The organism is Pseudomaricurvus sp. ABR4_320, from assembly GCF_056159445.1.
Map to the genome: position 1 here is coordinate 253,546 of NZ_JBSWVF010000006.1, position 26,631 is coordinate 280,176.

26 protein-coding genes are annotated in these 26,631 nt (G+C 51.7%); 13 read left to right on the forward strand and 13 right to left on the reverse strand.

What is annotated here, in order from left to right:
* Positions 1–26 precede the first annotated feature (26 nt).
* From hemC to ACXAFR_RS14570, 5 genes are all read left to right on the forward strand, one after another.
* The gene (gene hemC, locus ACXAFR_RS14550) at positions 27–968 is read left to right on the forward strand and encodes a hydroxymethylbilane synthase (protein WP_475178120.1); all 942 of its coding nucleotides are present in this window, start codon (positions 27–29) and stop codon (positions 966–968) included.
* A complete protein-coding gene (locus ACXAFR_RS14555; RefSeq protein WP_475178121.1) occupies positions 949–1,752 on the forward strand; it encodes a uroporphyrinogen-III synthase in 804 nt (267 codons plus the stop codon). Before hemC ends, ACXAFR_RS14555 begins: the two co-directional genes overlap by 20 nt.
* On the forward strand, positions 1,753–3,234 hold the full coding sequence (locus tag ACXAFR_RS14560; RefSeq protein ID WP_475178123.1) for a uroporphyrinogen-III C-methyltransferase: 1,482 nt from the start codon (positions 1,753–1,755) through the stop codon (positions 3,232–3,234).
* Positions 3,235–3,244: 10 nt separating this feature from the next.
* Entirely contained in the window at positions 3,245–4,456 is a 1,212-nt protein-coding gene (locus tag ACXAFR_RS14565; protein ID WP_475178125.1) for a heme biosynthesis HemY N-terminal domain-containing protein, read from the forward strand.
* A 134-nt stretch (positions 4,457–4,590) separates the two neighbouring features.
* The gene (locus ACXAFR_RS14570) at positions 4,591–4,977 is read left to right on the forward strand and encodes a diacylglycerol kinase (RefSeq protein WP_475178126.1); all 387 of its coding nucleotides are present in this window, start codon (positions 4,591–4,593) and stop codon (positions 4,975–4,977) included.
* Between the two features lie 51 nt (positions 4,978–5,028).
* Here ACXAFR_RS14570 and ubiD read toward each other — a convergent pair whose 3' ends face one another.
* The 13 genes from ubiD to ACXAFR_RS14635 all read right to left on the reverse strand — a co-directional run bounded on the left by ubiD (position 5,029) and on the right by ACXAFR_RS14635 (position 17,280).
* Entirely contained in the window at positions 5,029–6,501 is a 1,473-nt protein-coding gene (ubiD, locus tag ACXAFR_RS14575) for a 4-hydroxy-3-polyprenylbenzoate decarboxylase (protein ID WP_475178128.1), read from the reverse strand.
* A 108-nt stretch (positions 6,502–6,609) separates the two neighbouring features.
* Entirely contained in the window at positions 6,610–7,575 is a 966-nt protein-coding gene (locus tag ACXAFR_RS14580; RefSeq protein WP_475178130.1) for a sensor domain-containing diguanylate cyclase, read from the reverse strand.
* A complete protein-coding gene (locus ACXAFR_RS14585) occupies positions 7,575–8,600 on the reverse strand; it encodes a response regulator (protein WP_475178131.1) in 1,026 nt (341 codons plus the stop codon). Before ACXAFR_RS14585 ends, ACXAFR_RS14580 begins: the two co-directional genes overlap by 1 nt.
* A 112-nt stretch (positions 8,601–8,712) precedes the next feature.
* Positions 8,713–9,972, reverse strand: coding sequence for a transcription termination factor Rho (gene rho, locus ACXAFR_RS14590; RefSeq protein WP_475178389.1), 1,260 nt, complete (start codon positions 9,970–9,972; stop codon positions 8,713–8,715).
* Between the two features lie 447 nt (positions 9,973–10,419).
* The gene (trxA, locus tag ACXAFR_RS14595) at positions 10,420–10,746 is read right to left on the reverse strand and encodes a thioredoxin TrxA (protein ID WP_475178132.1); all 327 of its coding nucleotides are present in this window, start codon (positions 10,744–10,746) and stop codon (positions 10,420–10,422) included.
* Between the two features lie 189 nt (positions 10,747–10,935).
* Positions 10,936–12,111, reverse strand: coding sequence for a radical SAM family heme chaperone HemW (gene hemW, locus ACXAFR_RS14600; protein ID WP_475178134.1), 1,176 nt, complete (start codon positions 12,109–12,111; stop codon positions 10,936–10,938).
* On the reverse strand, positions 12,108–12,725 hold the full coding sequence (gene rdgB / locus ACXAFR_RS14605; RefSeq protein WP_475178138.1) for an RdgB/HAM1 family non-canonical purine NTP pyrophosphatase: 618 nt from the start codon (positions 12,723–12,725) through the stop codon (positions 12,108–12,110). The genes hemW and rdgB overlap by 4 nt, the downstream gene beginning before the upstream one ends.
* 5 nt (positions 12,726–12,730) lie before the next feature.
* The gene (locus ACXAFR_RS14610; protein WP_475178139.1) at positions 12,731–13,234 is read right to left on the reverse strand and encodes a DUF4426 domain-containing protein; all 504 of its coding nucleotides are present in this window, start codon (positions 13,232–13,234) and stop codon (positions 12,731–12,733) included.
* A 6-nt stretch (positions 13,235–13,240) separates the two neighbouring features.
* The gene (gene metW, locus ACXAFR_RS14615; protein WP_475178392.1) at positions 13,241–13,840 is read right to left on the reverse strand and encodes a methionine biosynthesis protein MetW; all 600 of its coding nucleotides are present in this window, start codon (positions 13,838–13,840) and stop codon (positions 13,241–13,243) included.
* A 2-nt stretch (positions 13,841–13,842) separates the two neighbouring features.
* Positions 13,843–15,003: a homoserine O-succinyltransferase MetX gene (gene metX, locus ACXAFR_RS14620; RefSeq protein WP_475178140.1), complete on the reverse strand. Its 1,161-nt coding sequence runs from the start codon at positions 15,001–15,003 to the stop codon at positions 13,843–13,845.
* 75 nt (positions 15,004–15,078) lie between these two features.
* Positions 15,079–15,675 (reverse strand): YggT family protein, encoded by a 597-nt coding sequence (locus ACXAFR_RS14625; RefSeq protein ID WP_475178143.1) that lies wholly within the window; start codon positions 15,673–15,675, stop codon positions 15,079–15,081.
* Positions 15,676–15,743: 68 nt separating this feature from the next.
* Complete coding sequence (proC, locus tag ACXAFR_RS14630) at positions 15,744–16,574, reverse strand: pyrroline-5-carboxylate reductase (protein WP_475178144.1); 831 nt, start codon at positions 16,572–16,574, stop codon at positions 15,744–15,746.
* 13 nt (positions 16,575–16,587) lie between these two features.
* Entirely contained in the window at positions 16,588–17,280 is a 693-nt protein-coding gene (locus tag ACXAFR_RS14635) for a YggS family pyridoxal phosphate-dependent enzyme (RefSeq protein ID WP_475178147.1), read from the reverse strand.
* A gap of 68 nt (positions 17,281–17,348) precedes the next feature.
* Here ACXAFR_RS14635 and ACXAFR_RS14640 point away from each other — a divergent pair, with 68 nt between their 5' ends.
* The 8 genes from ACXAFR_RS14640 to ACXAFR_RS14675 all read left to right on the forward strand — a co-directional run bounded on the left by ACXAFR_RS14640 (position 17,349) and on the right by ACXAFR_RS14675 (position 26,614).
* Positions 17,349–18,383: a type IV pilus twitching motility protein PilT gene (locus ACXAFR_RS14640; RefSeq protein ID WP_475178393.1), complete on the forward strand. Its 1,035-nt coding sequence runs from the start codon at positions 17,349–17,351 to the stop codon at positions 18,381–18,383.
* Positions 18,384–18,422: 39 nt separating this feature from the next.
* A complete protein-coding gene (locus ACXAFR_RS14645) occupies positions 18,423–19,565 on the forward strand; it encodes a PilT/PilU family type 4a pilus ATPase (RefSeq protein WP_475178148.1) in 1,143 nt (380 codons plus the stop codon).
* Positions 19,566–19,770: 205 nt separating this feature from the next.
* Entirely contained in the window at positions 19,771–21,768 is a 1,998-nt protein-coding gene (tkt, locus tag ACXAFR_RS14650) for a transketolase (RefSeq protein WP_475178149.1), read from the forward strand.
* Complete coding sequence (locus tag ACXAFR_RS14655; RefSeq protein WP_475178151.1) at positions 21,761–22,816, forward strand: glyceraldehyde 3-phosphate dehydrogenase NAD-binding domain-containing protein; 1,056 nt, start codon at positions 21,761–21,763, stop codon at positions 22,814–22,816. Before tkt ends, ACXAFR_RS14655 begins: the two co-directional genes overlap by 8 nt.
* A 9-nt stretch (positions 22,817–22,825) precedes the next feature.
* A complete protein-coding gene (locus ACXAFR_RS14660; RefSeq protein ID WP_475178153.1) occupies positions 22,826–23,986 on the forward strand; it encodes a phosphoglycerate kinase in 1,161 nt (386 codons plus the stop codon).
* Positions 23,987–24,042: 56 nt separating this feature from the next.
* Entirely contained in the window at positions 24,043–24,936 is an 894-nt protein-coding gene (locus tag ACXAFR_RS14665; RefSeq protein WP_475178155.1) for a fructose bisphosphate aldolase, read from the forward strand.
* A gap of 122 nt (positions 24,937–25,058) precedes the next feature.
* A complete protein-coding gene (locus ACXAFR_RS14670; RefSeq protein ID WP_475178158.1) occupies positions 25,059–26,042 on the forward strand; it encodes an alpha/beta hydrolase in 984 nt (327 codons plus the stop codon).
* A 140-nt stretch (positions 26,043–26,182) separates the two neighbouring features.
* Positions 26,183–26,614 carry a division/cell wall cluster transcriptional repressor MraZ gene (locus ACXAFR_RS14675; protein WP_475178160.1) on the forward strand — a complete coding sequence of 144 codons (432 nt, stop codon included), beginning with the start codon at positions 26,183–26,185 and terminating at the stop codon, positions 26,612–26,614.
* The last annotated feature ends 17 nt before the right edge of the window (positions 26,615–26,631 follow it).

The following is a 26,631-nucleotide window of genomic DNA, read 5'->3' on the forward strand; positions in this document are numbered from 1 at the left end:
ATCAGAATGGCAGCAGAAAACCCCCAATGACCCAGCTTCTTCGCATCGCCACCCGTCAAAGTGCTCTGGCGCTATGGCAGGCTGAATATGTCCGCAGTGAACTGCAGCGTTATCACCCCGATCTCACGGTTGAGCTGGTTCCCATGACCAGCCGCGGCGATCGAATTCTCGATGTGCCCTTGGCAAAAGTTGGCGGTAAAGGTCTGTTTGTCAAAGAGCTTGAAACCGCTTTATTGGAAAACTCGGCAGACATTGCAGTGCACTCTATGAAAGATGTGCCGATGGAATTTCCTGACGGTCTTGGGCTCAGTATTATCTGCCCCCGCGAAGATCCCCGCGACGCCTTCGTATCCAATACCTATCAGACTTTTGATGATCTGCCAGCGGGAGCCATTGTGGGGACATCCAGTCTGCGTCGTCAGTGCCAATTGTTGAATCGACGGCCAGATATTCAAGTTAAATTTTTGCGCGGTAACGTCAACACTCGATTGAGTAAACTCGATGATGGTGAATACGATGCCATTATCCTCGCTAGCGCGGGATTGCTGCGATTGGATATGGCGTCGAGAATTCGTGAGAGGTTGGCACCGGAAACCTGCCTTCCTGCGGGGGGACAGGGTGCTGTTGGTATTGAAACCCGTACAGGGGATGAGCGTATTGCCGAACTTTTAGCGCCTCTGCACTGTATTAAAACGGCCCGGCAGGTACTGGCTGAGAGGGCGTTGAATCGCCGTTTGCAAGGCGGATGTCAGGTGCCAATCGGCTGCTACGCGGTTGAGGAACAGGACCAACTATGGTTGCGGGGGCTAGTGGGATGGCCAGATGGTTCCGGGTTGATTGAAGCTCAGGGGCGAGCGTCTCTTGCAGATAGCGAAGCATTAGGTATCGACATCGCTGAGCGCCTACTGGCAATGGGGGCGGATCGTATTCTGAGACAAGTCTACGGCGATGATGTCAAACTCGACTAAGTTGCCTTTAGAGGGGTTGCGGGTATTGGTTACCCGGCCTCGGCACCAAGCTCAACACTTTGTTGATATGTTGCAGCGGGTTGGTGCGGAGGCTTGTACTGTGCCACTGCTGGAAATCCAACCCCTGTCTAAGGTGATAATGCCGACATTGGGCGACTACGACATCGCGCTGTTTGTCAGTCAAAATGCCGTCGTTAATTGCCTGTCAGTGATGAGCGCTCACGCTGTAAGTTGGCCGTCTAACGTGGTCACCTTCGGCGTTGGAGAGGCGACCACCAGGGCTCTGCAGACGGCCGGTATTCAGGCAATAGGGGCTGGTGCAGCGATGAACAGCGAGGCGCTCTTGGCTCAGCCCTCTTTAAAGCAAGTATCCGGCAAGCGGGTATTGATTTGTCGGGGGAGAGGTGGCCGCACCTTATTGGGTGATACTTTGCTGTGCCGCGGCGCCGAGGTGGATTACCTTGAACTTTACGAGCGCTTATTGCCAGCGGAGGCAAGTGCCGGGTTGAAAGATATTCATTGGGGGCGTCCAGGCGATGTTGCGACTGTCTACAGTGGTGAAACTTTGGCGAATCTGGTGGCCCTCTGCCATGCAGAAAGTAACCTTCAAGCTATAAGTACACTTGCAAATATTACCAAACGACCTATCTTAACGCCCGGTAAGCGGGTTGCCGATCAGGCTCGAGAGGCAAACTTTAATCAGATTATCATTGCTGACAGTGCCGCTGACCAAACTATGCTGGCTGCGTTACTAAACTGGCGTAAAACACAGACTGGAGTGTGAATGAGTAACGATCCTCGCGATAAATCGACACCGACGGAAGCGACTGAATCATCCGGCAGTGATGAGTCCATCGGTCAGGGCCCTAAGGCATCGGTGAAGGAATCTTCTATTGAAACGGTGGCGTCTTCAGGCAGTGTCGAGGTCGAGTCAAATTCGTCAAAGTCTGACGTCGATGAACCCCTGCTGCAAAATCCTAAGGCGGATGAGTCTGAGGAGCAGGATGCAAAAGCTAATGCTGACAGTGAGCTGACAGTACCCGCTGTGACGGCATCCGATAATGAAGCCGAGGCTCTCGGCGAGAAGTCATCAACATCGGACAGTCTGGAAAGCCCTTCGACAGACAATATCGAGGCCGCTGCAAACGCTAAGGCTGATACGCCGCCGCCTCCTGTTGCGGCGAAAAAAGGCGGTGTGCTCAAATTTATCTTTTCCTTTTTGCTTCTGTTGATCTTTTGTGGCGCCCTGGGTGTTGCAGGCTATTTCGGCTGGATGTGGATGGAAGAGCAGCGCCAGTTGCAAGCCCAGCAATCGCAACAGGTGGCGGCGGCTGAAGAGGAGATCCGGCGATTGGAAACTGCTCAGTCCAATTTGACCAGCGTTCTCAACGACCTGCGCTCTCGCGAGCAACAACAGCAGGGTGAGTTGAACCAATTTCAGGACGGTGTGGATCAACTGGATTCCCGGGTAGAGGCCCACAGCCGCAGGTTACAGCAACTTTCCACCACAAACCGGGACGACTGGTTACTTGCCGAGGCGGAATATCTGGTGCGGCTCGCCAATCACCGGATCTTATTGGAACGCGGCCCGCAAGGTGCTTTGGCCCTACTGGTGGCAGCAGATAACATCATGGTGGAGATTGACGATATCGACCTCTTCGCCGTCAGAAAGCAGCTTTCAAGAGATATTGCCGCGCTTAAATTAGCGCCGGAAGTTGATCGCAGTGGCCTCTATTTGCAGCTTTCTGCCCTGGCAGAGCAAGTGCTGGCGTTGCCGATGAGTCCACCCAAAATGACAATCACTACGCAAGAGACCCCGACCACCGAAGCTGAAGCGAATAGCGACAGTGTATGGGGCCGCCTCAAACAGCGTTTTCAGTCCGCGATGAACACGTTTAACGATCAAGTTCGGATTCAGCGTCACGATCAACCGATCGAACCTCTGTTGCCGCCGGACAGTGCCAGCTATCTGCGCCAGAATATTCGCTTTAACCTCGAACAGGGGCAGTTAGCCCTGCTGCGTGGTGAGCAGAAAATTTTCCATGCGAGTTTGGGTGAGGCGGTGGAATTGTTGCGTGAATATTTCGCTGAGCGGCCCGAAGCACAACGCATCGCTCAAGAGTTGGAGGTTCTGGCTCGCGAGCCTGTCGCGGAGGATATGCCAGACATCAGCGGTTCGTTAAAGTCACTGGAAAGCTATGTGGCCAGGCTCCACCTGCTGGACAGTGAGGCTGGCAAACCTCAGCTAGACGCTGGTCAGCAATAGGGGAAACACCATGAAAAAGCTGTTTTTCCTATTTGTTCTATGTCTTATCGGCGGTGCTTGGTTTTATCGAATGGCGGCGTCCACCCCTGGATACCTGCTGATTTCAGTGGGCAACACATCCGTTGAATTTAATCTCTGGTTTTTGCTGATCGTACTTTTTGTATTGGCCTTAACGGGCTGGCTGGCTTACGGAATTTTGCGAGGCAGTGTCAAAACGGTTGGACGGCAGGTGGTACGTTTGGTTGCAGGTTCCGATGCCCGGGCTCAGCAACAGATGGCGAAAGGTTTTATTCATTACTTTGAGGGAAACTGGCGGCAGTCTCTGCAATTGTTGAACAAATCTGCCGCGCGTTCGCCCGCGCCTTTGGTAAATTATCTTGGTGCTGCGCACAGTGCTTACGAAATGGGCGATGCCCAGCAGGCGGGTGAGTTGTTGCGCAAAGCTGAGCAGCAGGCTCCAGAGGCTGAGTTAGCGATATTGCTCAGTCAGGCACAGATGCAATTTGCCGCTAAGAAGTATGAGCAGTGTGCCGCTTCACTGGAGAGGGCTCGCAAAGTCGCTCCCAGGAATGCGGTCGTACTGGATATGTTGAAACAAGTGTATCTGCAGTTGCAGGATTGGGCGGGGCTGGAAACGATTTTGCCGATGCTGAAGCAGCAGCCGCGAGTCACGGAAGACGAACTCAATCAGCTTTCGAAACAGGTATATATTCATCTGTTGGACTACGCCGAGCAAACCCGCACCGATGGTTCGGTACAACAGGTTTGGAAGCGGATTCCCAAGTCCTGGCAGCGGGATCCGGATATCGCCCTGGCGTATGTGACCGCCCTGGCTGACAGTGGAGATATAGCCACAGCTGAACAGGCCATTCGCCGAAATCTGCCGAAGGATTGGCACAGCGGCATGGTATTGCTCTACGGTCGATTGGCAACGGAAAATCCACAGCAGCAGCTTCAAACCGCTGAAGCTTGGTTGAAGGATCACCCTGATGACGCGCCATTGCTTCTCACTGCTGGCCGGTTGGCATTGCGTAATCAATTGTGGGACAAAGCGAGAGATTATTTTGAAAGCAGTTTGAATGCGAAGGCGTTGCCGGAAACCTATGCGGAAACGGCCCGGCTGGCAGCGAGTTTAGGGGAGCATGATAAGAGCATGATCTATTATCAAAAGGGGCTGCAATTGACGGCAAGCGATCTTCCGGAACTGCCGTTACCGAGTTGAGTCCAATTCACCGTTCGAGCTTTCACGCTTTTCTGACGTCTCGTCACAATAATGTCATCGAATGTGGCTAAAAAGGGCGCAAGGTTCGAACGGTGCACATTGATAGAGTTCAAGCTTTTATAGGCGCAATGCGGATGGATGCTTCCCAACTAAAGGGTAAAAAGGGCCTGACAAGGCTCATTAATGCCTTAGGCTACAGCGTGAATGGCTTTAGTATGGCCTGGCGTAACGAGGCGGCTTTCCGGCAGGAAGTCGTGGCGTCAGTCATTTTGGTGCCGCTGGCATTTTGGCTGGATGTTTCGACCCTTGAGCGAATTGCTTTGATTGGTGCCTTGGTGCTTGTGGTGACCATAGAATTACTCAATACCGCCATTGAAGCGGCCATCGACCGTATTGGCCCTGAATACCACGAGCTCAGTGGTCGCGCTAAAGATCTGGGTTCTGCAGCGGTGTTGGTGGCGCTATGCTTCACTGCTTATGTTTGGATCGCGATCTTATTGCGTAATTTCTCGCCATTTTAAGCCTTACTCAAGCAAGGCCCTCGGCGGCAAGCTTAAGTAAGGCAGCAAGATCTAGGGTAAGGTGATACCCAGCTCTGGCCATATCGCGTCAACTTCTGCTTTGACGTCTGCATCCATCGCGATAGGAACTCCCCATTCGCGATCAGTTTCCCCAGTCCATTTATGGGTGGCATCGAGGCCCATTTTAGAGCCGAGCCCGCTGATGGGTGAGGCAAAATCGAGATAATCGATTGGCGTATTGTCGATCAGTACGGTATCGCGGGTTGGGTCCATACGTGTGGTTATTGCCCAGATAACGTCCTTCCAATCTCTGGCGTTGACATCGTCATCTGTGACGATCACAAACTTCGTGTACATAAACTGCCGCAAGAAAGACCAGACGCCCATCATCACCCGTTTGGCATGACCCGGATATTGTTTTTTCATGGTGACGACGGCAAGGCGATAGGAGCATCCTTCTGGAGGTAAGTAAAAGTCTACGATCTCGGGAAACTGCTTTTGCAGGAGAGGAATGAACACTTCATTGAGTGCAAGGCCCAAGACGGCGGGTTCATCGGGCGGCCTACCCGTATAGGTGCTGTGGTAAATGGGATCGCGTCGATGGGTAATTGTCTCCACAGTAAATACCGGGAAGCGATCCACTTCATTGTAATAACCCGTGTGATCGCCAAAGGGGCCTTCATCTGCGAGATCATCCGGATAAATATGCCCCTCCAGGACGATTTCGGCAGATGCTGGTACTTGTAAATCGTTCGTCAGAGAAGTGACAACCTCCGTCTTGTTGCCTCTTAGCAATCCGGCAAACGCATATTCGCTCAGGCTATCTGGCACTGGTGTTACCGCACCTAAGATCGTGGCGGGATCAGCCCCAAGTGCGACAGATACCGGATAGGGTTTGCCGGGATTCTGCAGTTGGAATTCTCTGAAATCCAAAGCGCCGCCGCGGTGCGATAACCATCGCATAATCAATCGGTTTTTGCCGATCAATTGCATACGATAAATACCCAAATTCTGGCGTTTCTTGTTGGGACCTCGAGTAATTACCAACGGCCAGGTTACCAGCGGTGCAGCGTCGCCTGGCCAGCAGGTTTGAATAGGCAGTGTTGTTAGGTCAACCTGCTCGCCTTGGTGAACGACGCTTTGTGCTGGCGCCTTGTCGACCAGCTTGGGGCTCATATTCAACACCTGCTTGAATATTGGCATTTTGCTCCAAGCATCACGCAAGCCCGCCGGTGGTTCGGGTTCTTTCAGGAATGCCAGTAAACTGCCGACTTCCCGCAGTGCCTGCACACTCTCCTGTCCCATGCCTAAAGCAACGCGCTCAGGTGTTCCAAAGAGATTGGCAAGGACTGGAATCTTGTGACCGATCGGGTTTTCAAACAGAAGCGCAGGGCCTTCAGCTCGCAGTGTACGGTCGCAAATTTCCGTCATGGCCAAATGGGGTGACACCGGATGGCGAATTCGCTGGAGGAGGCCTCGGCCCTCTAGAAGGTCAATAAAATCTCTGAGGCTGCGGTATTTCATGCAATGGCCTTGTCGCTGGCGGGAGCGCCATTGTAGGAAATGGGCGACGGTTATGCCACAACCTGCGCGGGACGTGGCTAGCCAGCAATAAAATGGATCTTACGAAGATTATTTGGGGTTATCTGGAAATTCGGCCAGTTTAGATTGATTGCGACCGCCGTGTTTGGCGGAATAGAGGGCTTGGTCGGCCGCTTCCAGCCAAGCAGTTTCGGTACCGACTGGGGGGGCGAGTTCACAGATTCCAAGGCTGATCGTGACCTTGATTTGTTGCTCGCCATAGATGACGTGGGAGCCTTCTACGCCAGTGCGAATACGCTCGGCTAGTATGCAGCCGGAACGCCCATCCGTTTCTGGCAGTATAATGCCGAATTCCTCACCTCCATAGCGACCGACGATATCGGTAGCGCGCGCCGACTCGCGGGCAATAGCTGCCACCTGTTTGATCACGAGATCGCCGGCCTGGTGGCCATAGGTATCGTTGATCTTTTTAAAGTGATCAATGTCGAACATGATCAGGCTGTAGATGGTGCCATAGCGAGTATTTAGTCGAACGGCCTCTTCCAGCTTTTCTTGCCAATAGCCGCGATTGTTGAGCTTGGTCAGAGGATCTGTTTTCGATAGTTTGGCCAGCTCTTCGTTCGCTTGCTGAAGTGCCAGACGGTTAACGGCAATATCCGTAACGTCATAGACCATCAGAGCAACCAGATTTGATGATCCATTGGGATCTTTGATCGCTTTGATGGTGATGTTTTGGTACATCTTCTCTGAGCCACCGGTGACCGGCCGGTAGGCAGCAAAATCAAACAGGTGAGGAATTTGCTCCCAGCTGATGAACACTTCGTTGTCGAGCATTAGAGCCGACTGCATTTTCCCCATGATCCAGGGTTCTTTGAGAGTGGGGAAGGTATCAAACAGTGATGTGTGGTCTTTAATTTCCGTGGAGCTGAAGCCCGAATGGTTTTCCATGAAGCTGTTCCACACCAGAACTTCGCCGCTCAAATCAAATACGGCAATCCCCACATCCATATGGGTCAGCAGGTTCATCAACCAATGAAGATCACGTAACTCCATCATTAGGATTCCCCGTCGATCAAATAGGTGGCTCGGTCGAGAATAAAGTCACCGGCTTTGTCGGGAAACAGTAGCAGCAGGTCGCATACGAAGCCTTGGTCAGAAAACTGGTAGGGGATCTCGATTGAAAGGGTATCAGAGGTGTTCTGTAGGCGAGTTTGCCAATCATTTGCTCGGAAGTGATGTTCCCAAATGTATACAGGTGGACCTTTACTGAATTCCAGGTCGAGGGTTTGCCCAATGCCGGTTAAGAAGGCCCCAGTAAGAATGGCTGCGGCATCTAAGACGGCGCCGATGTTTTCTTTGCCAAAATAGTTATCCATCTCGCGCATCAGCTTCTGCAAACCGTTGCGCCCATTGAGGTCCGTGCTGAGTAGGGCTTCTGCGCCCATTCCCTTGCCGACAAACCCCTGGCAGACTGCGATGTGCTGTCCACTGGCGAGGGACGACAGGGTCATGGCCAGCTCTCCCTGGGTTAACACAGCAACTTTCGGGATGGGGATGGTGATGAAGGTTCCGAGCAGACAGGCTAGCTTATCGGCAGCTTGCCCCATCGCGATGTTGGCAACCTCTCTCAGGCAGGCTTCTGGGGTGAGTTCTTCGTTATCGGTTGCGGCGCTTTCCAGAGACGTTTTACGGGATTCGTCTTCCGCTTCCAAGCTCGCGGAGGCCAACAGACCAAATTGCTGAAATGTTTCAGCCAGAAGTGTTGGGTCTACGGGCTTGGTGAGAAAGGCTGCGGCGCCCAGCTCTTTGGTTCGCTTTTGGGCCAGTGGCTGAATATCTGCAGAGACAACAAAGGTCAGGCATTCGATCTGACGTTCGCGCATGGCTTCCAGCGTCTGGTAGCCATCCATGATAGGCATGGTCAGATCGAGCAGCAGTATGTCAAAAGCTTCTTTTTCGAGAGCTTCGATAGCCAACTGGCCATTTTCGGCGAAACGAACGTTTTCCATCATCTGTGCCGGCAGCGCGCGAACCATTTGTTTGCGTGCCATGCCGGAATCGTCACATATCAGGATGTTCATCTGCGAGCCAGTTACATTGAAGGAATCTTGTATACCTCAGTGTAGTCGATGCAGATGATTTCGCCGGAAAAAGCGCCCAAAATCGTTAACTTTTTCCGCTTTCGAGTGGCGGCTACTTCCTCTTCATAGAGAGGAAGAATTCATCGTTGGTCTTGTGATCTTTGAGCTTGTCGACCAGGAACTCCGTGGCATTGATATCCTCCATATCGTGGAGAAGCTTGCGCAGAATCCAGACGCGCTGCAGCTCGTCTTCGCGCATCAACAGATCTTCGCGACGTGTTCCGGAGCGACGGATGTTGATGGCGGGGTAGACACGTTTTTCAGCGATCTTGCGGTCCAGGTGCAGTTCCTGGTTACCCGTACCTTTAAACTCTTCATAGATGACTTCATCCATCTTAGAGCCGGTTTCAACCAGGGCAGTGGCAACAATGGAAAGGCTTCCGCCTTCTTCGATATTTCTCGCGGCACCGAAAAAGCGCTTGGGGCGTTCCAACGCGTGCGCGTCAACACCACCCGTAAGCACCTTACCCGAGGACGGGACAATGGTGTTGTAAGCTCGGGCCAGTCGGGTAATGGAGTCCAGCAGAATAACCACGTCTTTTTTGTGTTCGACCAGACGCTTGGCTTTTTCAATAACCATTTCAGCGACTTGAACGTGGCGAGAAGGTGGCTCATCAAAGGTTGAGGCAACCACTTCACCGCGTACGGAACGTTGCATCTCGGTGACTTCTTCCGGGCGCTCATCAATCAGCAGAACAATCAGATGACACTCTGGGTTATTGCGCGTAATTGCCTGCGCAATATTTTGCATCATGATGGTTTTACCAGCTTTGGGTGGCGCAACAATCAAGCCGCGTTGTCCCTTGCCGATGGGCGCGATCAGATCGATGATCCTGCCGGTCAAGTCTTCCGTTGAACCGTTGCCTGCTTCCAGAACAATGCGTTCATTGGGAAATAGCGGGGTAAGGTTTTCAAAAAGAATCTTGTTTTTCGAGCTTTCCGGTTTATCAAAGTTAATCTGGTTAACTTTGAGCATCGCGAAATAGCGTTCACCATCTTTGGGGGGGCGAATTTTGCCCTCTATGGTATCGCCGGTACGCAGATTGAAGCGTCGAATTTGGCTTGGTGAGACATAGATGTCATCAGGTCCAGCCAAATAGGAGCTGTCTGCGGAGCGTAAAAACCCAAAGCCATCCTGTAAAATTTCCAGGACGCCGTCGCCGTAGATATCCTCACCGCTTTTCGCGTGGCGTTTGAGAATGTTGAAAATAATATCCTGCTTGCGGGAACGGGCCAGGTTCTCCATGCCCATTTCTTTTGCAATGGCAATCAGGTCTTCGATGGGTTTAGTTTTCAGATCGGTCAGGTTCATATAATTTTCGGCGGGGGTCGGCTCAACAGGAGAATCGACGGTATCTTCCAAAAAGTCGGAGACACCAGTAACGGATTTTTTCGAAGGACGGGTTCTATACACCTTGATTCAATAGACCACTGCTGCAGATGAAGAAAAAGGTACTAAGGATAACCAACTTAAACTTGGAGCTTTCCAAAGGACTAAATATTAATGGTTTTAGTAAAGACCAATTAACTTAGAAAGTAAGGCTGGAAGGCTTTGGAGTTGATTTGATCGCTCGATCTGCTTTTTTGTTCTGTGCAGTGTAGTGATCAATAACCTTATAGATAAACGGAGTATAGCTAAAAATAAACTCCGTGCAAAACCAATATGGGAAGGTTTTAAAAGACTATAAAGAGATGGCCGATAGTTTGCAACCGTTTTTTACAAAACGCTGATTATCAGCCATCGCAACGTCGAGCTGAATTACAGGCAGCTGTCTAAAAATTCAACCAGTTGAGTGCGGGATAACGCGCCAACCTTGGTTGCTTCGGCATTGCCGTTTTGAAAAATGATGAGGGTCGGAATGCCGCGAATGTTGAATTTTGACGGTGTGTCCCGATTGGCATCGACGTCCATCTTGCAGAATTTAATCTTGCCTTCGTAGTCATCAGCCAGTTCATCGAGAATGGGAGCGATCATTTTGCAGGGACCACACCACTCTGCCCAGAAATCAACCAGTACTGGAGTACCGGCACCGAGGACTTCGGACTCAAAAGTCGCATCAGTGACGTGGGTTATGCTTTCGCTCATAGAAATCTCCCTTGGATAAAAGTCGTCGAGGTGCTGTTTGCCGGCAGGCGTTTGCATAATTAAAGGTGGATGATAATCAGAGTGGTATGTTCACACAAGATAGTTACACCGGAGTGCCTCATATTAAGTTCCGTCAGGCGTCCTTCTTTTGCGCGCTGAAGTGCTGTGGTCGTGTGTGAAAATAAGGAATCAATCGACTAAAAAGTGGCTCTGTACATCGTTTAGGAAGCGTAAACCCAAGTCTGTTGTCGCAATACGGGTAGGGTCTTTGACCATAAGTTGGCGCTCTTGCAGCTCCTGCCATTCCGGCATCAAGCTGTCAATTGGGGCGCCGGTTCTGGCGCTGTAGAGTTCGGAACTAACGCCGTCGACCAGCCTCAGGGCGTTCAACATAAACTCAAAGCGCAGTTCTTTCCCGAGAATACGTTGCTGATGGCTTTTTGGTGCGGTCAAGGGCTTCAGATAATCGGTAGGTTGGCGGGTTTTATGTTCTCGATGGATTAGCAACTGCGCATCATCCCAATGGCTCCATTTGCCATGGGCGCCGGCACCGAGCCCCAGGTAATCACCGAATTGCCAGTAGTTCAGGTTGTGTTGCGACTTTCGATTGTCTCTCGCGTAAGCCGAAATTTCATACTGATGATATCCCGCTTCAGAAAGTCGGGCCGTGCCGTAATCGAGGATATCTGCGAGCTGTTCCTCTTCGGGCAGAACGGGTGGCTGGGAGTAGAAACGTGTGTTTGGCTCAATGGTTAACTGATACCAGGACAGATGCTCAGGTGCGAGAGTGATGGCCTGATTCAGGTCCGATAGGGCCATCGAAAGCGATTGTTGCGGTAGCCCGTGCATGAGATCGATGTTGATATTGTCGAACCCGGCCGCGCGCGCCATAGCAACGGCATTGATGGCATCTTGCGACTGGTGAATTCGACCCAGTTGTTCCAGCAGAGGATCGCTGAAACTCTGCACGCCGATTGACAGTCGGTTTACACCAGCGGCCCGATAGCCGCTGAATCGACTCTGTTCAGCGGTTCCTGGGTTAGCCTCAAGCGTGATTTCTATATCACTTGTAAACCCAATTTCATCCTGAAACAGAGCCAGCATGGCAGCAATTGCCTTGTCTGAGAACAGGCTCGGTGTACCGCCCCCAATAAATATGGAGCTGAGTTTGCGTCCCTGAACTTGATGGAGGCTGGCGTGTAAATCGCGAGTGACAGCGTCGACATACTCTTGCTCTGGCAACGCGCCCTGGTTTTCATGAGAGTTAAAGTCGCAATAGGGGCATTTACGCACGCACCAGGGAATATGCAAGTAGAGTGCAAGGGGAGGCAGATCCCCTTGTTGGGCAGGGCGGGACGTTTTCACTCGGCGTTATAAATCGGACGCAGCTCGTTGAGCAAAAGTTGCAGTGCCTGGCCACGATGGCTCAGTCGGTTTTTGTCTTCAGCAGACAATTCAGCAGCGCTACAATCATTCCCAGAGACGTAAAATAATGGGTCGTAACCAAAGCCGCCCTCGCCCTGAGGTTGGTGGAGAATTCGACCTTCCCAGCTGCCTTGGCAAATCACTGGGGACGGATCTTCCCAGTGGCGTAGATAAACGAGGACGCACCGAAACCTGGCGTCCCTGTCCATGGTGGTTAAGCCCTCCATCTGACCAAGTAGCTTGCGATTATTGGCGGCGTCCTGATCGTCGTTAGTACCTTCCGCGAAACGAGCAGAGTAGATGCCCGGGCGACCGTGGAGTGCGGTCACCTCCAGCCCTGAATCGTCGGCAATAGCTGCAAGTCCGCTAGCTCGGCTTGCGTGCCGGGCTTTGAGGATGGCGTTTTCTACAAAGCTCAAACCGGTTTCTTCTGCGCCCTCGATTTCCAGTTCGCTCTGGGTTACCAGTTCGACAGAGAGGCCGCCCAGGAGTGATTGAAGCTCTTTAAGTTTGCCCTGATTGCCGCTGGCGAGAACAATTTTATGAGTCGGCATAATGATTACTCGTGGTAGAGTTTTTTGGTGAAGGATACTGGAAAGCTCTGCCCTTCGAAGGTGACTTCAATGTCAAAGCGAATAATTTCCTTGTCTAAGAAGCGCACCTCTGCGAGGTAGTAGTGGGCGTTTTGTTCTTCAATGGGTAAAAAATCCAACACCTGTTTTTGTTGCATCAAATTTACGGCGCTGCCACTGATCGATACGGGCAGGCCTAGGGTAAAACTGCCATCATCCTGTTGCTTGACCAGGGAAATATTAATCAGCGCGCGGTCTTTGCCTCTCACAATACCGTAAGTTTTGGCGATATCTTCCGTTATGAAGCTGCTGTTAAAAATGGTGTGTACAACTCTGAAGTCACCGAATTCGGTAATAGGATTGGCGTCTTCTTCGGCGGCATGGACCGCTGTGTTGAACAGAAATAAAGTCAGTAACGCGCTTATGGCATTGAATGACTTGCGCCAGTTCCAAGAATCAAAATTGGCTGATGATAGGGCCGGTGCTGACATCACTTTCTATCCTACACGTTTACACAGATGGTAAATGGCCGTTTCGCCAAACAGGTTCGGTCGATAGTCTTTCATAAAGCGCCCGATGCCCTGTTCTGCGACCACCTGACGATGCAGGATCGTGATATCCAATTCGCCGCACAATACTTCGAAGTCCTTAAAGGTGCAAAAGTGGATGTTGGGCGTGTTGTACCATTCATATGGGAGCAAGTCGGATACGGGCATACGACCTGCTGCTAACAGTTGCCAACGGGCTTTCCAGTGTCCAAAGTTGGGAAAAGTGACAATGCACTCATTGCCAACGCGCAACATATCCCGCAGCACTCGATCCGGCGCTTGCATGGTTTGTAGCGCCTGGGTCATAACCACGGCGTCAAAGCTGTTATCGTCAAAGTTATCCAGACCTCTGTCCAGATTCTGTTCGATGACGTTCAATCCTTTACTGATACACTGGGTGATCTGAGTTGGATCAATTTCCAAGCCGTAACCGGTGACGTGTTTATGGTCCCGCAGGTTTTGCAGCAGTGTGCCATCACCACAGGCGAGATCGAGGACCCGGCTGCCACTGGGGATCCAGGCTTGAATGATGTCTAAGTCGATACGCAGAGTCATCGGACGCCCCCGTTTTCTCTCGCTACCCCAGCTAGGTAGGCCTGAAATATCTGGTAGTATCGTTCGATAGGAATTAAAAAGGCGTCGTGACCGTAGTTGGATTCAACTTCTGCATAGCTGACGGGGCGATCGGCACCTACCAGGGCATTAACAATTTCACGCGAACGCTCGGGCGCAAAGCGCCAATCCGTGGTGAAGGACACAACCAAAAACCGGCATTTTGCTGTACGAAACGCTGCCACTGGATCGTCGCCGTAGTCCCGCGCAAGATCGAAGTAATCCAGCGCTCGCGTCATTAAAATATACGTATTGGCGTCAAAGCTCTCGGAAAATACGCTGCCCTGATAGCGCAGATAGCTCTCTATTTGAAATTCAACGGGCTCTTCCTGCCCCAGCTCGAAACTGCCCGAGCGAATCTCGCGACCAAATTTCTGGCCCATGCCGTCATCAGACAGATATGTGATGTGGCCGATCATTCGAGCTACGGAGAGTCCCCCTTTGGGATAGACCCGCTCATTCAGGTAGTCCCCTTGTCGATAGTCAGGGTCCGAAATAATGGCGTGGCGGGCGGTTTCGTTAAAGGCAATATTTTGAGCCGATAGCTTCATCGCGGAAGCAATAACCACACAGTGACGCAGGCGGTCCGGATATTCGAGTGCCCAGCGCATCGCTTGCATTCCACCGAGACTGCCGCCAATGACGGCGGCCCACTGCTCGATACCGAGCCGGTCGGCAAGTCTGGCCTGAGAATTTACCCAATCCCGAACTCGGAGGGTGGGGAAATCCTTTCCCCAAGGTTTGCCGGTTTCAGGGTTTATCGATGCAGGTCCGGTCGAGCCGTGACAGCCACCCAAATTATTCAGAGAAACCACGAAAAACACATTGGTATCAATGGGTTTGCCGGGGCCGATGTAGGCATCCCACCAACCGGGTTTACGATCTTCCTCTGAGTGAAGTCCTGCGGCATGATGATGCCCTGACAGGGCATGACAAATCAGAATCCCATTGCTGCGGTTCGCATTGAGCTGGCCGTAGGTTTCTACGGTCAGATCGTATTGCTGCAGTACTCGGCCATTTGCCAAGGGGAGAGGTTCATCAAAGTGGAAGGTCTGGGGTGTTACTACGCCGACCGACGCCTGGGAAAATTCAAATGACATGGGTGTTATCGTTGTTTGAGGCGCCAAGTTTGGCTTGGCGCCATTGGGAGGATTCAGCCGGGACGCGTGTCTCGGTCAAAGCCCCACGATCAATCGAGAAAAGACACCGTTGATGCCGGTGGCGACTGCAAGGTGCTGAATTAAAACTCGGACAATATTAAGCGCTAAAAAAGCGAAAATGGGAGAAATATCGAGTCCGCCCATATCGGGTAAGAGTTTGCGGAAAGGCGTAGTGATGGGTTCGACAAGCTGACGAACCAGAGCCAAGGCCGGGTTATCACTGTGAGGCGCGATCCAGCTGACGATGACCATAATCAGAAGTGACCAAAAGAAGATGTCCACGGTCAGCGACAAAATTCCAACAAAGGACCATACAAGAACCTGAACGGGATTCAGGAAGCCGATGCCGACCACCAAGGAACTCAATTCAATAATCAAAAATTGGATCAGTAGCGCTAACACCAGGGAGGCGATATCTATGCCATAGATTCCTGGAATGATGCGGCGGATCGGGATCAGCAGCGGGTTGGTGGCTTTAACAGCAAACTGTGAAAGAGGGTTGTAAAAATCTGCACGGGCGAGCTGCAGCAAAAAACGCAGTATAACAATCAGCAGGTAGAGTGAGCCGAGTGTTTGAATGATAAGGAGACCGATTTCCGCAAGTGGTCCCATAGATAAAGCTCCTGTAATCCAGTCTCAGATGCACCGCATCTGTGAAAATATGTGAGTTCGGTACGATTTTATTGGGACTCGGGTGCGCCAAGCTCGCGGCTTAGTTCCTGTGATCTCTCCGCGCAGGCAGTCATCGCATGGGCGACGATTTTTCGCAACTTATCTTCCTCAAAGGCATTAATGGCTCTTTCTGTGGTGCCATTCGGAGACGTCACCTGCCGTCTCAGCTCAGAGACTTCATCGTTACTTGCTAAAGCCAGTTTAGCGGCTCCTAGTGCAGTCTGCAGAGTAAGCTCAGTAGCGCATTCTTTATCCAGTCCCAAAGCCACGCCGGCGTCGATCATAGCTTCCATGAATAAAAAATAGTAGGCGGGACCGCTGCCGGACACCGCAGTGACGGCATCCAGCAATGATTCTTCCGACAGCCATTGGACGCTGCCAACCGCTTCTAAAATTGCGGTGGCGATTTCTTTCTGAGCGGCTGTCGTATTGTGGTTACCGTAAAGGCCTGCAGCTCCACAACTGAGCTGGGCTGGAGTATTGGGCATACAGCGGACAATTGGCAGGTTATCTCCGAGCCATAATTCCAGGCTGCGAACGTCGATTCCCGCTGCAATGGAGATGATCAAGGGCTGATGATTGAGGCTCGCCAGCAGATCGCGGCATACAGCTTCCAGCACCTGGGGTTTCACCGCCAATACGACGACGTCGGCACTGCGCGCAAACTGGCCGTTTTCTGTGCTGGTTTGAATGCTGAGTTCCCCGGCGAGTCTCTCCAAATTATCGGCACTTGGATCTGACGCTGTCAGGTTGGCAACCTCGAAGCCATGAGCGATCAGGCCACGAATGATGCTGGCCGCCATATTACCGGCACCAACGAAATGAACTTTGGGATTCACTGACAATATTCCTCTAAGGGTGACTATTGCGAGCACCGAAGATATCGGTGCCAATGCGAACTATGGTAGCGCCAGCCGCGACAGCGGCCTCGAGATCTCCCGACATTCCCATGGATAGGGTGTCCAGGGTGGGGATCTTCTGACGAATCTCGAGCAAGGCGTTTTGCAGTGGCTGCAAGGCCAGGTATTGCTGATCAAAGGAATCACGCGGTGCGGGGATTGCCATCAGACCCCGAAGGTGCAATGCCGGTAGCTCGGAAATCTGGTACAGGAGCTCGGGCAACGCAGCCAGGGACGTACCTGACTTGCTTTCCTCATCGTCCAGATTGACCTGAACGCAGATATTCAGAGGGGGTAAATGCATTGGCCTCTGTTCGTTCAGTCGTTCGGCGATTTTCAGTCGGTCTACACTGTGCACCCAGCTGAAATTTTCAGCAATGGCGCGGGTTTTTTTGGATTGAATGGGACCGATGAAATGCCACTCGATATCGAGATCTTCCAAGGCCTGCTGTTTGGTCAGGGCCTCCTGCAAGTAATTCTCGCCGAAACAGGTTTGGCCAGCGCGATAGGCGATTTCTAAATCTTCAGCCGGACGTGTCTTACTCACCGCCAGCAGTCGAACGGATTCTGGGCTGCGGCCACAACGGTCTGCCGCTTTTGTGATGCGTGTCCGCACGGCCTGCAAGCGCATTTCGATATTGTGCATATACTTAAATGACCAAGGGCCAGTCACTGGCACCTGATAACCCGGTCCACGCTAAATTGAGGTTTGAAATGGATATTACGGAACTCCTGGCCTTTAGCGCCAAACAAGGTGCTTCGGACCTGCATCTTTCCGCGGGCTTGCCTCCCATGATTCGTGTCGATGGCGACGTGCGTCGCATCAATCTGCCACCTATGGACCACAAGCAGGTGCATAGTCTGATCTACGAGATCATGAATGACAAGCAACGAAAAGACTACGAAGAGTTTCTGGAGACGGATTTTTCTTTCGAGGTGCCAGGTGTCGCCCGCTTTCGTGTGAATGCATTCAACCACAATCGCGGTGCCGGCGCGGTCTTCCGGACCATTCCTTCCAAGGTGTTAACCATGGAAGAGCTGGGGATGGGCCAGGTTTTTCGAGATATTTCTGCCGTACCGAGAGGACTGGTATTGGTCACTGGGCCAACCGGTAGCGGTAAGTCGACAACCCTGGCGGCGATGATGGATTACATCAACGACCACAAGTACGAACACATTCTCACCATTGAGGATCCAATCGAATTTGTACATGAGTCCAAAAAGTGTTTGGTGAACCAGCGGGAAGTGCATCGAGACACTCTCGGATTCGCCGAAGCCTTGCGCTCAGCGCTGCGGGAAGACCCGGACATTATTCTCGTCGGTGAGATGCGTGATTTGGAAACCATCCGTCTGGCACTCACTGCCGCGGAAACCGGCCACTTGGTGTTTGGAACCCTGCACACCACCTCCGCAGCCAAGACCATTGACCGGGTTGTGGATGTATTCCCAGCCAATGAAAAGGCGATGGTTCGCTCCATGCTGTCGGAATCTCTGCAAGCGGTGATTTCACAAACTCTCTTGAAGAAAACCGGTGGAGGTCGGGTTGCTGCCCACGAGATCATGCGTGGTACCGCAGCCATTCGAAATCTGATTAGAGAAGACAAGGTTGCGCAGATGTATTCGGCAATTCAAACCGGTGCTTCTATCGGCATGCAAACAATGGATCAGTGTCTTGCTGACTTGGTTGCTCGGCGCATTGTGACCCGTGAAGTGGCTCGGGAAAAAGCCAAAATGCCTGACAACTTCTAAAAGACACTGGGTCTTTGAGCGTAAACGGCGGATAAAGTTATGGAATTTGATCGTCTGTTGGCCATGATGGTCGAACAAGGGGCTTCGGATCTGTTCATCACAGCCGGGGTACCGCCTTCAATTAAGGTCCACGGACGGGTGACACCGGCGACGACAACGGCCCTTACTCCGGAAAAGGCCCGAGAAATGGTGCTCAGTGTCATGAACGAGCGCCAGCGTCACGAATTTAAAGCGCAGCGGGAGCTCAATTTTGCTCTTAGCGCACGAGGCATAGGCCGATTCCGTTGCAGCGCGTTCTATCAGCGTAATCTCGCCGGTATGGTACTGCGGCGTATTGAAACCACTATCCCCACGGTAGATGGATTGGGTTTACCCCCAATCATTAAAGACCTGGCGATGACAAATCGCGGCTTGGTGATGTTTGTGGGTGCCACTGGAACGGGTAAGTCGACATCGCTAGCATCCATGGTTGGACATCGTAATAAAAATTCGAAAGGCCACATTATTTCTATTGAGGATCCGATCGAATTTATTCATCAGCACCAAGGCTGTATTGTCACTCAGCGGGAAGTGGGGATTGATACAGAATCCTTTGAGGTGGCTCTAAAAAACACGCTTCGGCAAGCACCAGACGTTATTTTGATTGGGGAGGTGCGCAGTCGCGAGACCATGGAACACGCGATTGCCTTTGCTGAGACTGGACACCTGTGTCTCTGTACCTTACACGCAAACAACGCTAACCAGGCGTTAGATAGGATCATCCATTTCTTTCCCGCAGACAGACACAACCAATTGTGGATGGATTTGTCGTTGAACTTAAAAGCGATTATTGCTCAGCAGCTAATTCCTACCCCTGATGGTAAGGGGCGCCGCGCCTGTTTGGAGATTCTGTTAAATACACCATTAGCGTCAGATATGATTCGGAAGGGCAAGGTCGCTGATCTCAAGGAGTTGATGAAAAAATCGACCGAGAACGGTATGCAGACGTTCGATCAGGGCTTGTTCGATCTCTACAATGCCGGTCAGATAACCTACGAAGAGGCTCTCACACGGGCGGATTCTCCAAATGATCTTCGCCTATTAATCAAGCTGGCCTCGGACACGGATGCCGATTATCTCGACAATGCGACCTTCGGTATGTCCATAGAGGAAAACGACTCGGATCATACTCGCCACTACTGAGAGCGGCCAAAAAGAAGGTAAACGTTTCTTTTTTGGGGTGGACCAAAGGGTTCATCCCATATGACGGATCATTTTTTCATCAATTCTCCTTTACGGCTGTCAACGCATAAGAGAAAATACCGCCCCATTTTTCGGGGCCCGGTAGGGCCTGAAACCGGAGCAGTTGCCCCCAAAATGCCTGCGCCGCCCAAGGAGACCTGTGTCAATGACATCTCGTACCGAACTTGCCAACGCCATCCGCGCCCTCAGTATGGACGCCGTCCAGCAAGCCAACAGTGGACACCCCGGCGCGCCCATGGGCATGGCAGATATCGCCGAAGTCCTCTGGAATGACTACCTGAAACACAACCCAACCAATCCTGCATGGGCGGATCGCGATCGTTTCGTACTGTCCAACGGCCACGGCTCCATGCTGATTTATTCTTTGTTACATCTCACTGGCTATGATCTGTCTCTAGAAGATCTGAAAAATTTTCGTCAGTTAGGGTCCAAGACGGCAGGTCATCCCGAGTGCCATATTACTCCTGGGGTCGAGACCACGACCGGACCATTAGGGCAGGGCTTGGCGAATGCCGTGGGTATGGCCATTGCCGAAAAAACTCTGGCGGGCCAGTTTAATCGTGATCAGTACAAGCCCGTCGATCATTTCACTTACGTATTTGCCGGTGATGGTTGTCTGATGGAGGGTATTTCTCACGAAGCCGCTTCACTGGCTGGGACTTTGGGACTCGGCAAACTGGTCGTTTTCTATGATGACAACGGCATTTCGATTGATGGTGAAGTGCGGGGTTGGTTTACCGATGATACGCCAGGTCGTTTCGAAAGCTATGGCTGGCAAGTTATTGCGGGTGTTGATGGCCATGATCGTAATGCGATCAAGACTGCTATCGAAGAAGCGCGCTCAGATAATGCCCGTCCTACACTGATTTGTTGCAAAACTGTTATTGGCTTTGGTTCGCCTAACAAGCAAGGGAAAGAGTCTTGTCATGGTGCACCGCTTGGCGGTGATGAAGTCTCTCTGGTCAGGGATACATTGAACTGGAAGCACGAGCCATTTGTCATTCCCAATGAAATCTACCAAGGGTGGGATGCTAAGCGCAGCGGCGCGGATGCAGAAGCTGCTTGGCAGAGCCGTTTTAATGACTATCGCCAGGCCTATCCTGAATTGGCTGCTGAGTTTGAGAGACGTACCTCTGGTGACCTCCCCGCAGATTTTTCCCAGCAGGCAGATGCCTACATTGCCGCCTGTCAGGAAGAGGGGGTAACCATTGCGTCACGCAAGGCGTCGCAAAATACACTGAATGCGTTTGGCCCCTTGTTGCCGGAGTTGTTGGGCGGCTCTGCGGATCTGGCTGGCTCTAACTTGACAATTTGGAAGGGCTCTAAGCCCATTTCTGCGGAAGATGCCTCGGGCAACTATCTGTATTACGGTGTGCGTGAATTCGGCATGAGTGCCGCGATGAATGGCATCGCTCTGCACGGCGGCTTCGTCAATTACGGTGCGACATTCCTGATGTTTATGGAGTATGCCCGCAACGCGGTACGTATGGCGTCGCTAATGGGGATTCGCAGTATCTTTGTCTACACCCACGACTCCATCGGTCTTGGCGAGGACGGTCCGACTCACCAGCCTGTTGAGCAATTAACCAGCCTACGTTCCACCCCCAATTTGGATACTTGGCGGCCTTGTGACGCCGTGGAAAGCGCCGTTTGTTGGAAATTTGCGATTGAGCGCAGTGATGGTCCGAGCGCGCTTATTTTCTCTCGTCAGAATTTAGCCCACCAATCGCGCACTACCCAGCAGGTCAGCGATATTGCTCGTGGTGGCTACATTCTGAGTGATTGCGATGGCGAGCCGGCTGTGATCCTGATTGCGACCGGGTCGGAAGTTGAAGTCGCTCGTCAGGCTCAGCAGCAGTTGGCGGCTCGGAACATCGCTGCACGCGTGGTGTCCATGCCTTGTGCTGAAGTGTTTCAACGCCAGGACGCAGACTACCGGGAAGCCGTATTGCCATCCAGTATTCGTGCACGGGTAGCGATTGAGGCTGCACATCCGGATTACTGGTGTCGTTTTACTGGGCTAGATGGAAGAAACGTTGGCATCAGCACTTTCGGTGAATCCGGCCCTGGCGGTCAGCTAATGGAGCACTTTGGCTTTACACCGGAGAATGTCGTCGCTGTTGTAGAGGATATGATTGATTAATCCGTTACGGGTAGCCATTAACGGCTACGGAAGGATTGGCCGCAGTGTGCTGCGGTCTCTGTTTGAGGCGGGGCTGCAGCAGGAGCTGCAGCTAATCGCCATCAACGAGTTGGCCGATGCTCGCACCATCGGCCATCTGACAAAATATGATTCTACTCACGGCCGCTTTCGTGGCCGTGTCGATGTCGTCGGTGAGCAATTGATCATTGATGGCGCACCCGTCCAATTGCTTCACGAAACTCGTGTTGATCGGCTACCGTGGCAGGATCTGGGTATCGATTTACTGCTCGAATGCTCAGGATCTTTCTCTGACCGGGAAACTGCCGAACAGCATTTGCGGCAAGGCGCCCGGCATTTGCTGTTTTCCCAGCCTGCAGAAGCTGATGTCGATGCCACTGTTATCTTCGGGTTTAATCACCATCTTCTAAACGCTGAAAATCGCATAGTTTCCAACGCGTCCTGCACGACGAACTGTTGTGTTCCCGTTCTCAAGGCCCTCGACGATGCCTTTGGCGTTGATAGTGTTGTCATCACCACACTGCATTCAGCAATGAATGATCAGCCGGTCATTGACGCCTACCATCACACGGATCTTCGAAAAACCCGTTCGGCGATCAATTCAATGATTCCTGTAGACACCGGGTTGGCTCGGGGGATTGAGCGTTTTTTGCCGGAATTGAAAAACCGCGTGGAAGCTCAAGCTATGCGGATTCCGATCGCCAATGTTTCCGCTATTGATTTATCGGTAGTTGTGAAGAAAGATGTTGGCACTGTAGAGGTTAATCGAGCGTTAGCGAATGCCGCAGAATGTCAATTCGATGGTGTTTTAGGATATACCGAAGAGTTGCTGGCGTCCTGTGATTTTAATCACGATCGACATTCTGGCGTCATTGATGCCGGTCAGACTCGTGTTGCTGGCGGCAGGCTCGTAAAAGTACTGACGTGGTTTGATAATGAATGGGGATTCGCCAACCGGATGTTGGATGTTGCATTGGCCTGGCGCCGCTTGATGATACCGAATTCCCTCCCCCCTAAAGGAAGAAAATAGGAGTAACGCATGCCCATTAAATTGATGAAGGATCTGGATCTGTCCGGTAAGCGGGTATTGATCCGTGAGGACCTCAATGTTCCCGTAAAAAATGGCAAGGTCACCAGTGACGCTCGCATCCGCGCAGCGCTACCAACTGTGAAGCTTGCATTGGATGCCGGTGCGAAGGTCATTTTGATGTCTCATCTTGGACGTCCTACCGAAGGCGAATACAGCGATGAGTTTTCGGTGGCGCCCGTTGCTGACCACATGGGAGAGCTTCTGGGTAAGACAATTCCAGTCATCAAGTCTTGGCGCGATGGTTTTGAGGTGGCAGCCGGTGATGTCGTGCTGCTGGAAAACGTTCGTTTTAATGCGGGTGAGAAAAAAGACGCTGAAGACTTATCCAAGGCTTACGCTGAGCTCTGTGACGTTTTCGTCATGGATGCTTTTGGTACGGCGCACCGGGCTCAGGCATCAACGCATGGTGTTGCTAAGTTTGCACCTGTCGCCTGTGCTGGGCCACTTTTAGCCGCTGAGTTGGATGCTCTGGAAAAAGCCCTTGCGGCTCCGGCTCGTCCCATGGTGGCGATTGTGGGTGGATCCAAAGTTTCTACCAAGTTGACCGTGCTGGAAACTCTATCTGATAAAGTCGATCAATTGATCGTGGGGGGCGGGATAGCCAATACCTTCCTGGCGGCTGCGGGCAAGCCGGTTGGTAAGTCGCTCTACGAAAAAGATCTGATTCCGAATGCCAAAGCGTTAATGGAAAAATGTGATATTCCTCTTCCTGCGGACGTAGTGACCGGTAAGGAATTCTCTGAGACCGCCCCGGCGGAGCTGAAATCGGCTGATGTTGTTGCGGAAGATGACATGATCTTTGATATTGGTCCCGACGCTTCCTCTCAGCTCGCCAAGATTCTTGCCGATGCGAAAACCATCATCTGGAACGGTCCCGTTGGCGTTTTCGAATTCGACCAGTTTGGTGCAGGTACGGAATCTCTGTCGAAAGCCATTGCTGATAGCGCAGGGTTTTCTATCGCTGGTGGTGGTGACACCTTAGCCGCTGTGGACAAATACGGAATCGCTGAAAAAGTATCTTACATTTCAACCGGTGGTGGTGCCTTTCTGGAATATGTAGAAGGCAAAGTTCTGCCGGCTGTTGCAATGCTCGAAACTCGCGGAGAATGAGTCGATTTTAGCCTCTGTCTAAGGTGTGCGGGAGCTTCAACCAAATAGGTAACAGCATGAGCACATTTGACGAACAGCTAGACAAAATACGCACAGCATCTGGTTTTCTGGCAGCGCTTGATCAAAGCGGTGGCAGTACGCCAAAGGCGTTGAAACTCTATGGTATAGATGAAAGCAGCTATTCCAATGAGACGGAAATGTTTGATGCCGTGCACGCCATGCGGGTTCGTATCATCACGAGCCCGTCCTTTGATGGTCAGCGGGTCCTCGGCGCCATTTTGTTTGAAAATACATTAGATCGCGATATTGCGGGGGTGAACTCCGCACGCTTTCTATGGGATGAAAAACACGTGGTGCCCTTTTTAAAAGTCGATAAAGGGCTGATGGAAGAGGCTGAAGGCGTGCAATTGATGAAGCCGATGCCGCAATTGCCGGACCTTTTGAATAAAGCGAGAGCGCAACCAATATTCGGTACGAAAATGCGATCCGTGATCAAGTTGGCTAACAATAAGGGTATTGCGGCGATTGTCTCCCAGCAGTTTGAGGTTGCGCAGCAGATCATGGCTGCTGGATTGGTTCCAATCATCGAGCCGGAAGTTGACATTAACAGCCCGGAGAAGGCGGCTGCCGAAGAGATTCTCAGAGCGGAGTTGTCCGAACATCTGGATGCGCTGAGAGGCTCTGAGCAGATCATGTTGAAATTGACGCTACCAGAAGAGGCTGATTTCTATCGCCGGTATGTCGATCATCTCAATGTCCTTAAGGTTGTCGCGCTCTCGGGTGGCTATACTCGTGAAGAGGCAAATGCCAAAGTTGCCGAGAATCATGGCGTAATTGCGAGTTTTTCGCGGGCCTTAACGGAAGGACTTTCTGTACATCAACATGATGATACGTTTAATGCTGACCTCGAGAGGGCGGTAGAGTCAATCTATCAGGCCTCTTGTTCCTGAGCAGCTTCGGGGGTAAAAGGTCTCACTGTTAAGACTGTGTCAGCGAGATCTGTCGTTGACTCTTTTCTCAATGATAAACAGGGACGACGTGCTATGCGCGTCGTCTTTTTTGGACATACTGAATGGCTTTTTCTTCAGCGGACATCGGCGCGCTGTCTGAACAACTGCCCGAGATAACGCTGGGATTAACCCATTCAGAAGCGTTTCTAGAAACACCTGTTGCACAGGCTTATCTCGATCATTACAAACTGCATTTTTGCTCTCGGAGTTCACCCTTAACCCATCAAATGGGGCGCGTATCCGCCGGTGATTTCGACATTGCCTGCCAGACATGGCGCCAACCTGAGTCTCTGGGAACGGTATGGTTGGTACATGGTTACACAGACCATATGGGGCTGCTGCGGCACATGATTCAATGGCTGCTTAATCAGGGGTGGAATGTGATCGCCTTTGATTTGCCGGGGCATGGGTTGAGCAGTGGAAAACGAGCGCACATCGATTCGTTTGATCAATATCGTGACGTGTTAGCAGAGCTTTTGCAGAGCGCAAAGGACATGGGTGGGCAACCATGGCGGGCGATTGGACAGAGTACTGGCGCAGCCGTGTTGATGAATTATTGTGTGTCAGAAACTGAGCCCCGGCTTCTGAGCGATTTCCTGCTGTTGGCGCCCTTGGTGAGATCACATCAATGGGGTTGGCAGCGTTGGGTGTTTCCTGTTCTGCAGCGACTTCAGGATTCAATTCCTAGAAAGTTCACCTTGGGCAGCCACGATTTGGAATTTCTGGACTTTATCCAAAAAAAAGATCCATTTCAGCCAGCACTAACCCCATTTGACTGGGTGCGGGCAATGAGCCATTGGATTGATGTGGTCAATACCGCAGCGCCTCAGACAGCTCCGGTGTGGATTGTTCAAGGTGATTTGGATACGACCGTTGATTATCGATACAATCTGCCTCGTCTTGCCCGCTTATTTCCGAATCATACTCTCACCTGGATTCCAGGGGCACATCATCACCTGATGAACGAAAGCCTGAGATTTCGACGACCGGTATTCGAGACCGTTAGTCGCTGGTTATCCTGTGAAACCTTGCCTAAAAGAAAATGACTGTGCCATTTCCGTGCTTTGTGTCTGATATTTGATCAATTTGTCATTTAAGTTTCAGAGGAATCCGTTATTATTGCGCCCCCGCCGCGCTGGGTAGCGATGGCAGATTCTCTTTCTAGATATAGGTTTGGACTCAATCCATGGACAAAGGTTTGTCAGGTAGTTTTCGTCTTTCGCTGGATGCGGATGGGAGCTTAACGATTCCGGCTGTGTTGCAGCAGCAAATTTCATCATCGGTCATGGTGGCCGCAGATGAGCGTGCTTGTTTTTTGGGCATATATACGGAGGCGGGCTGGAAAGCTTACTTTGAAGAGAATCGGCGTCGCTGTCAGAGTGACTATGACTTTCTAAAGTGGTCGAACGAACGTCGTCAATCCGCAGTTCTCTTGGATATCAGCCCGGATGGGCAGTTGCCGTTACCTGGATCAATCATTCGCCGGTGTGGCTTGTTGGATACCTGTCAACTGATTGCTCTTGGAGATTCATTGCAGCTGTGGGAAGAGCAGCGTTGGTATCGACATCTTTGTTCGGAGCGCCGTTTTCACCAGGAGCAAACACCACAGTTTGCCTGATCTTAGATATAAGTGCC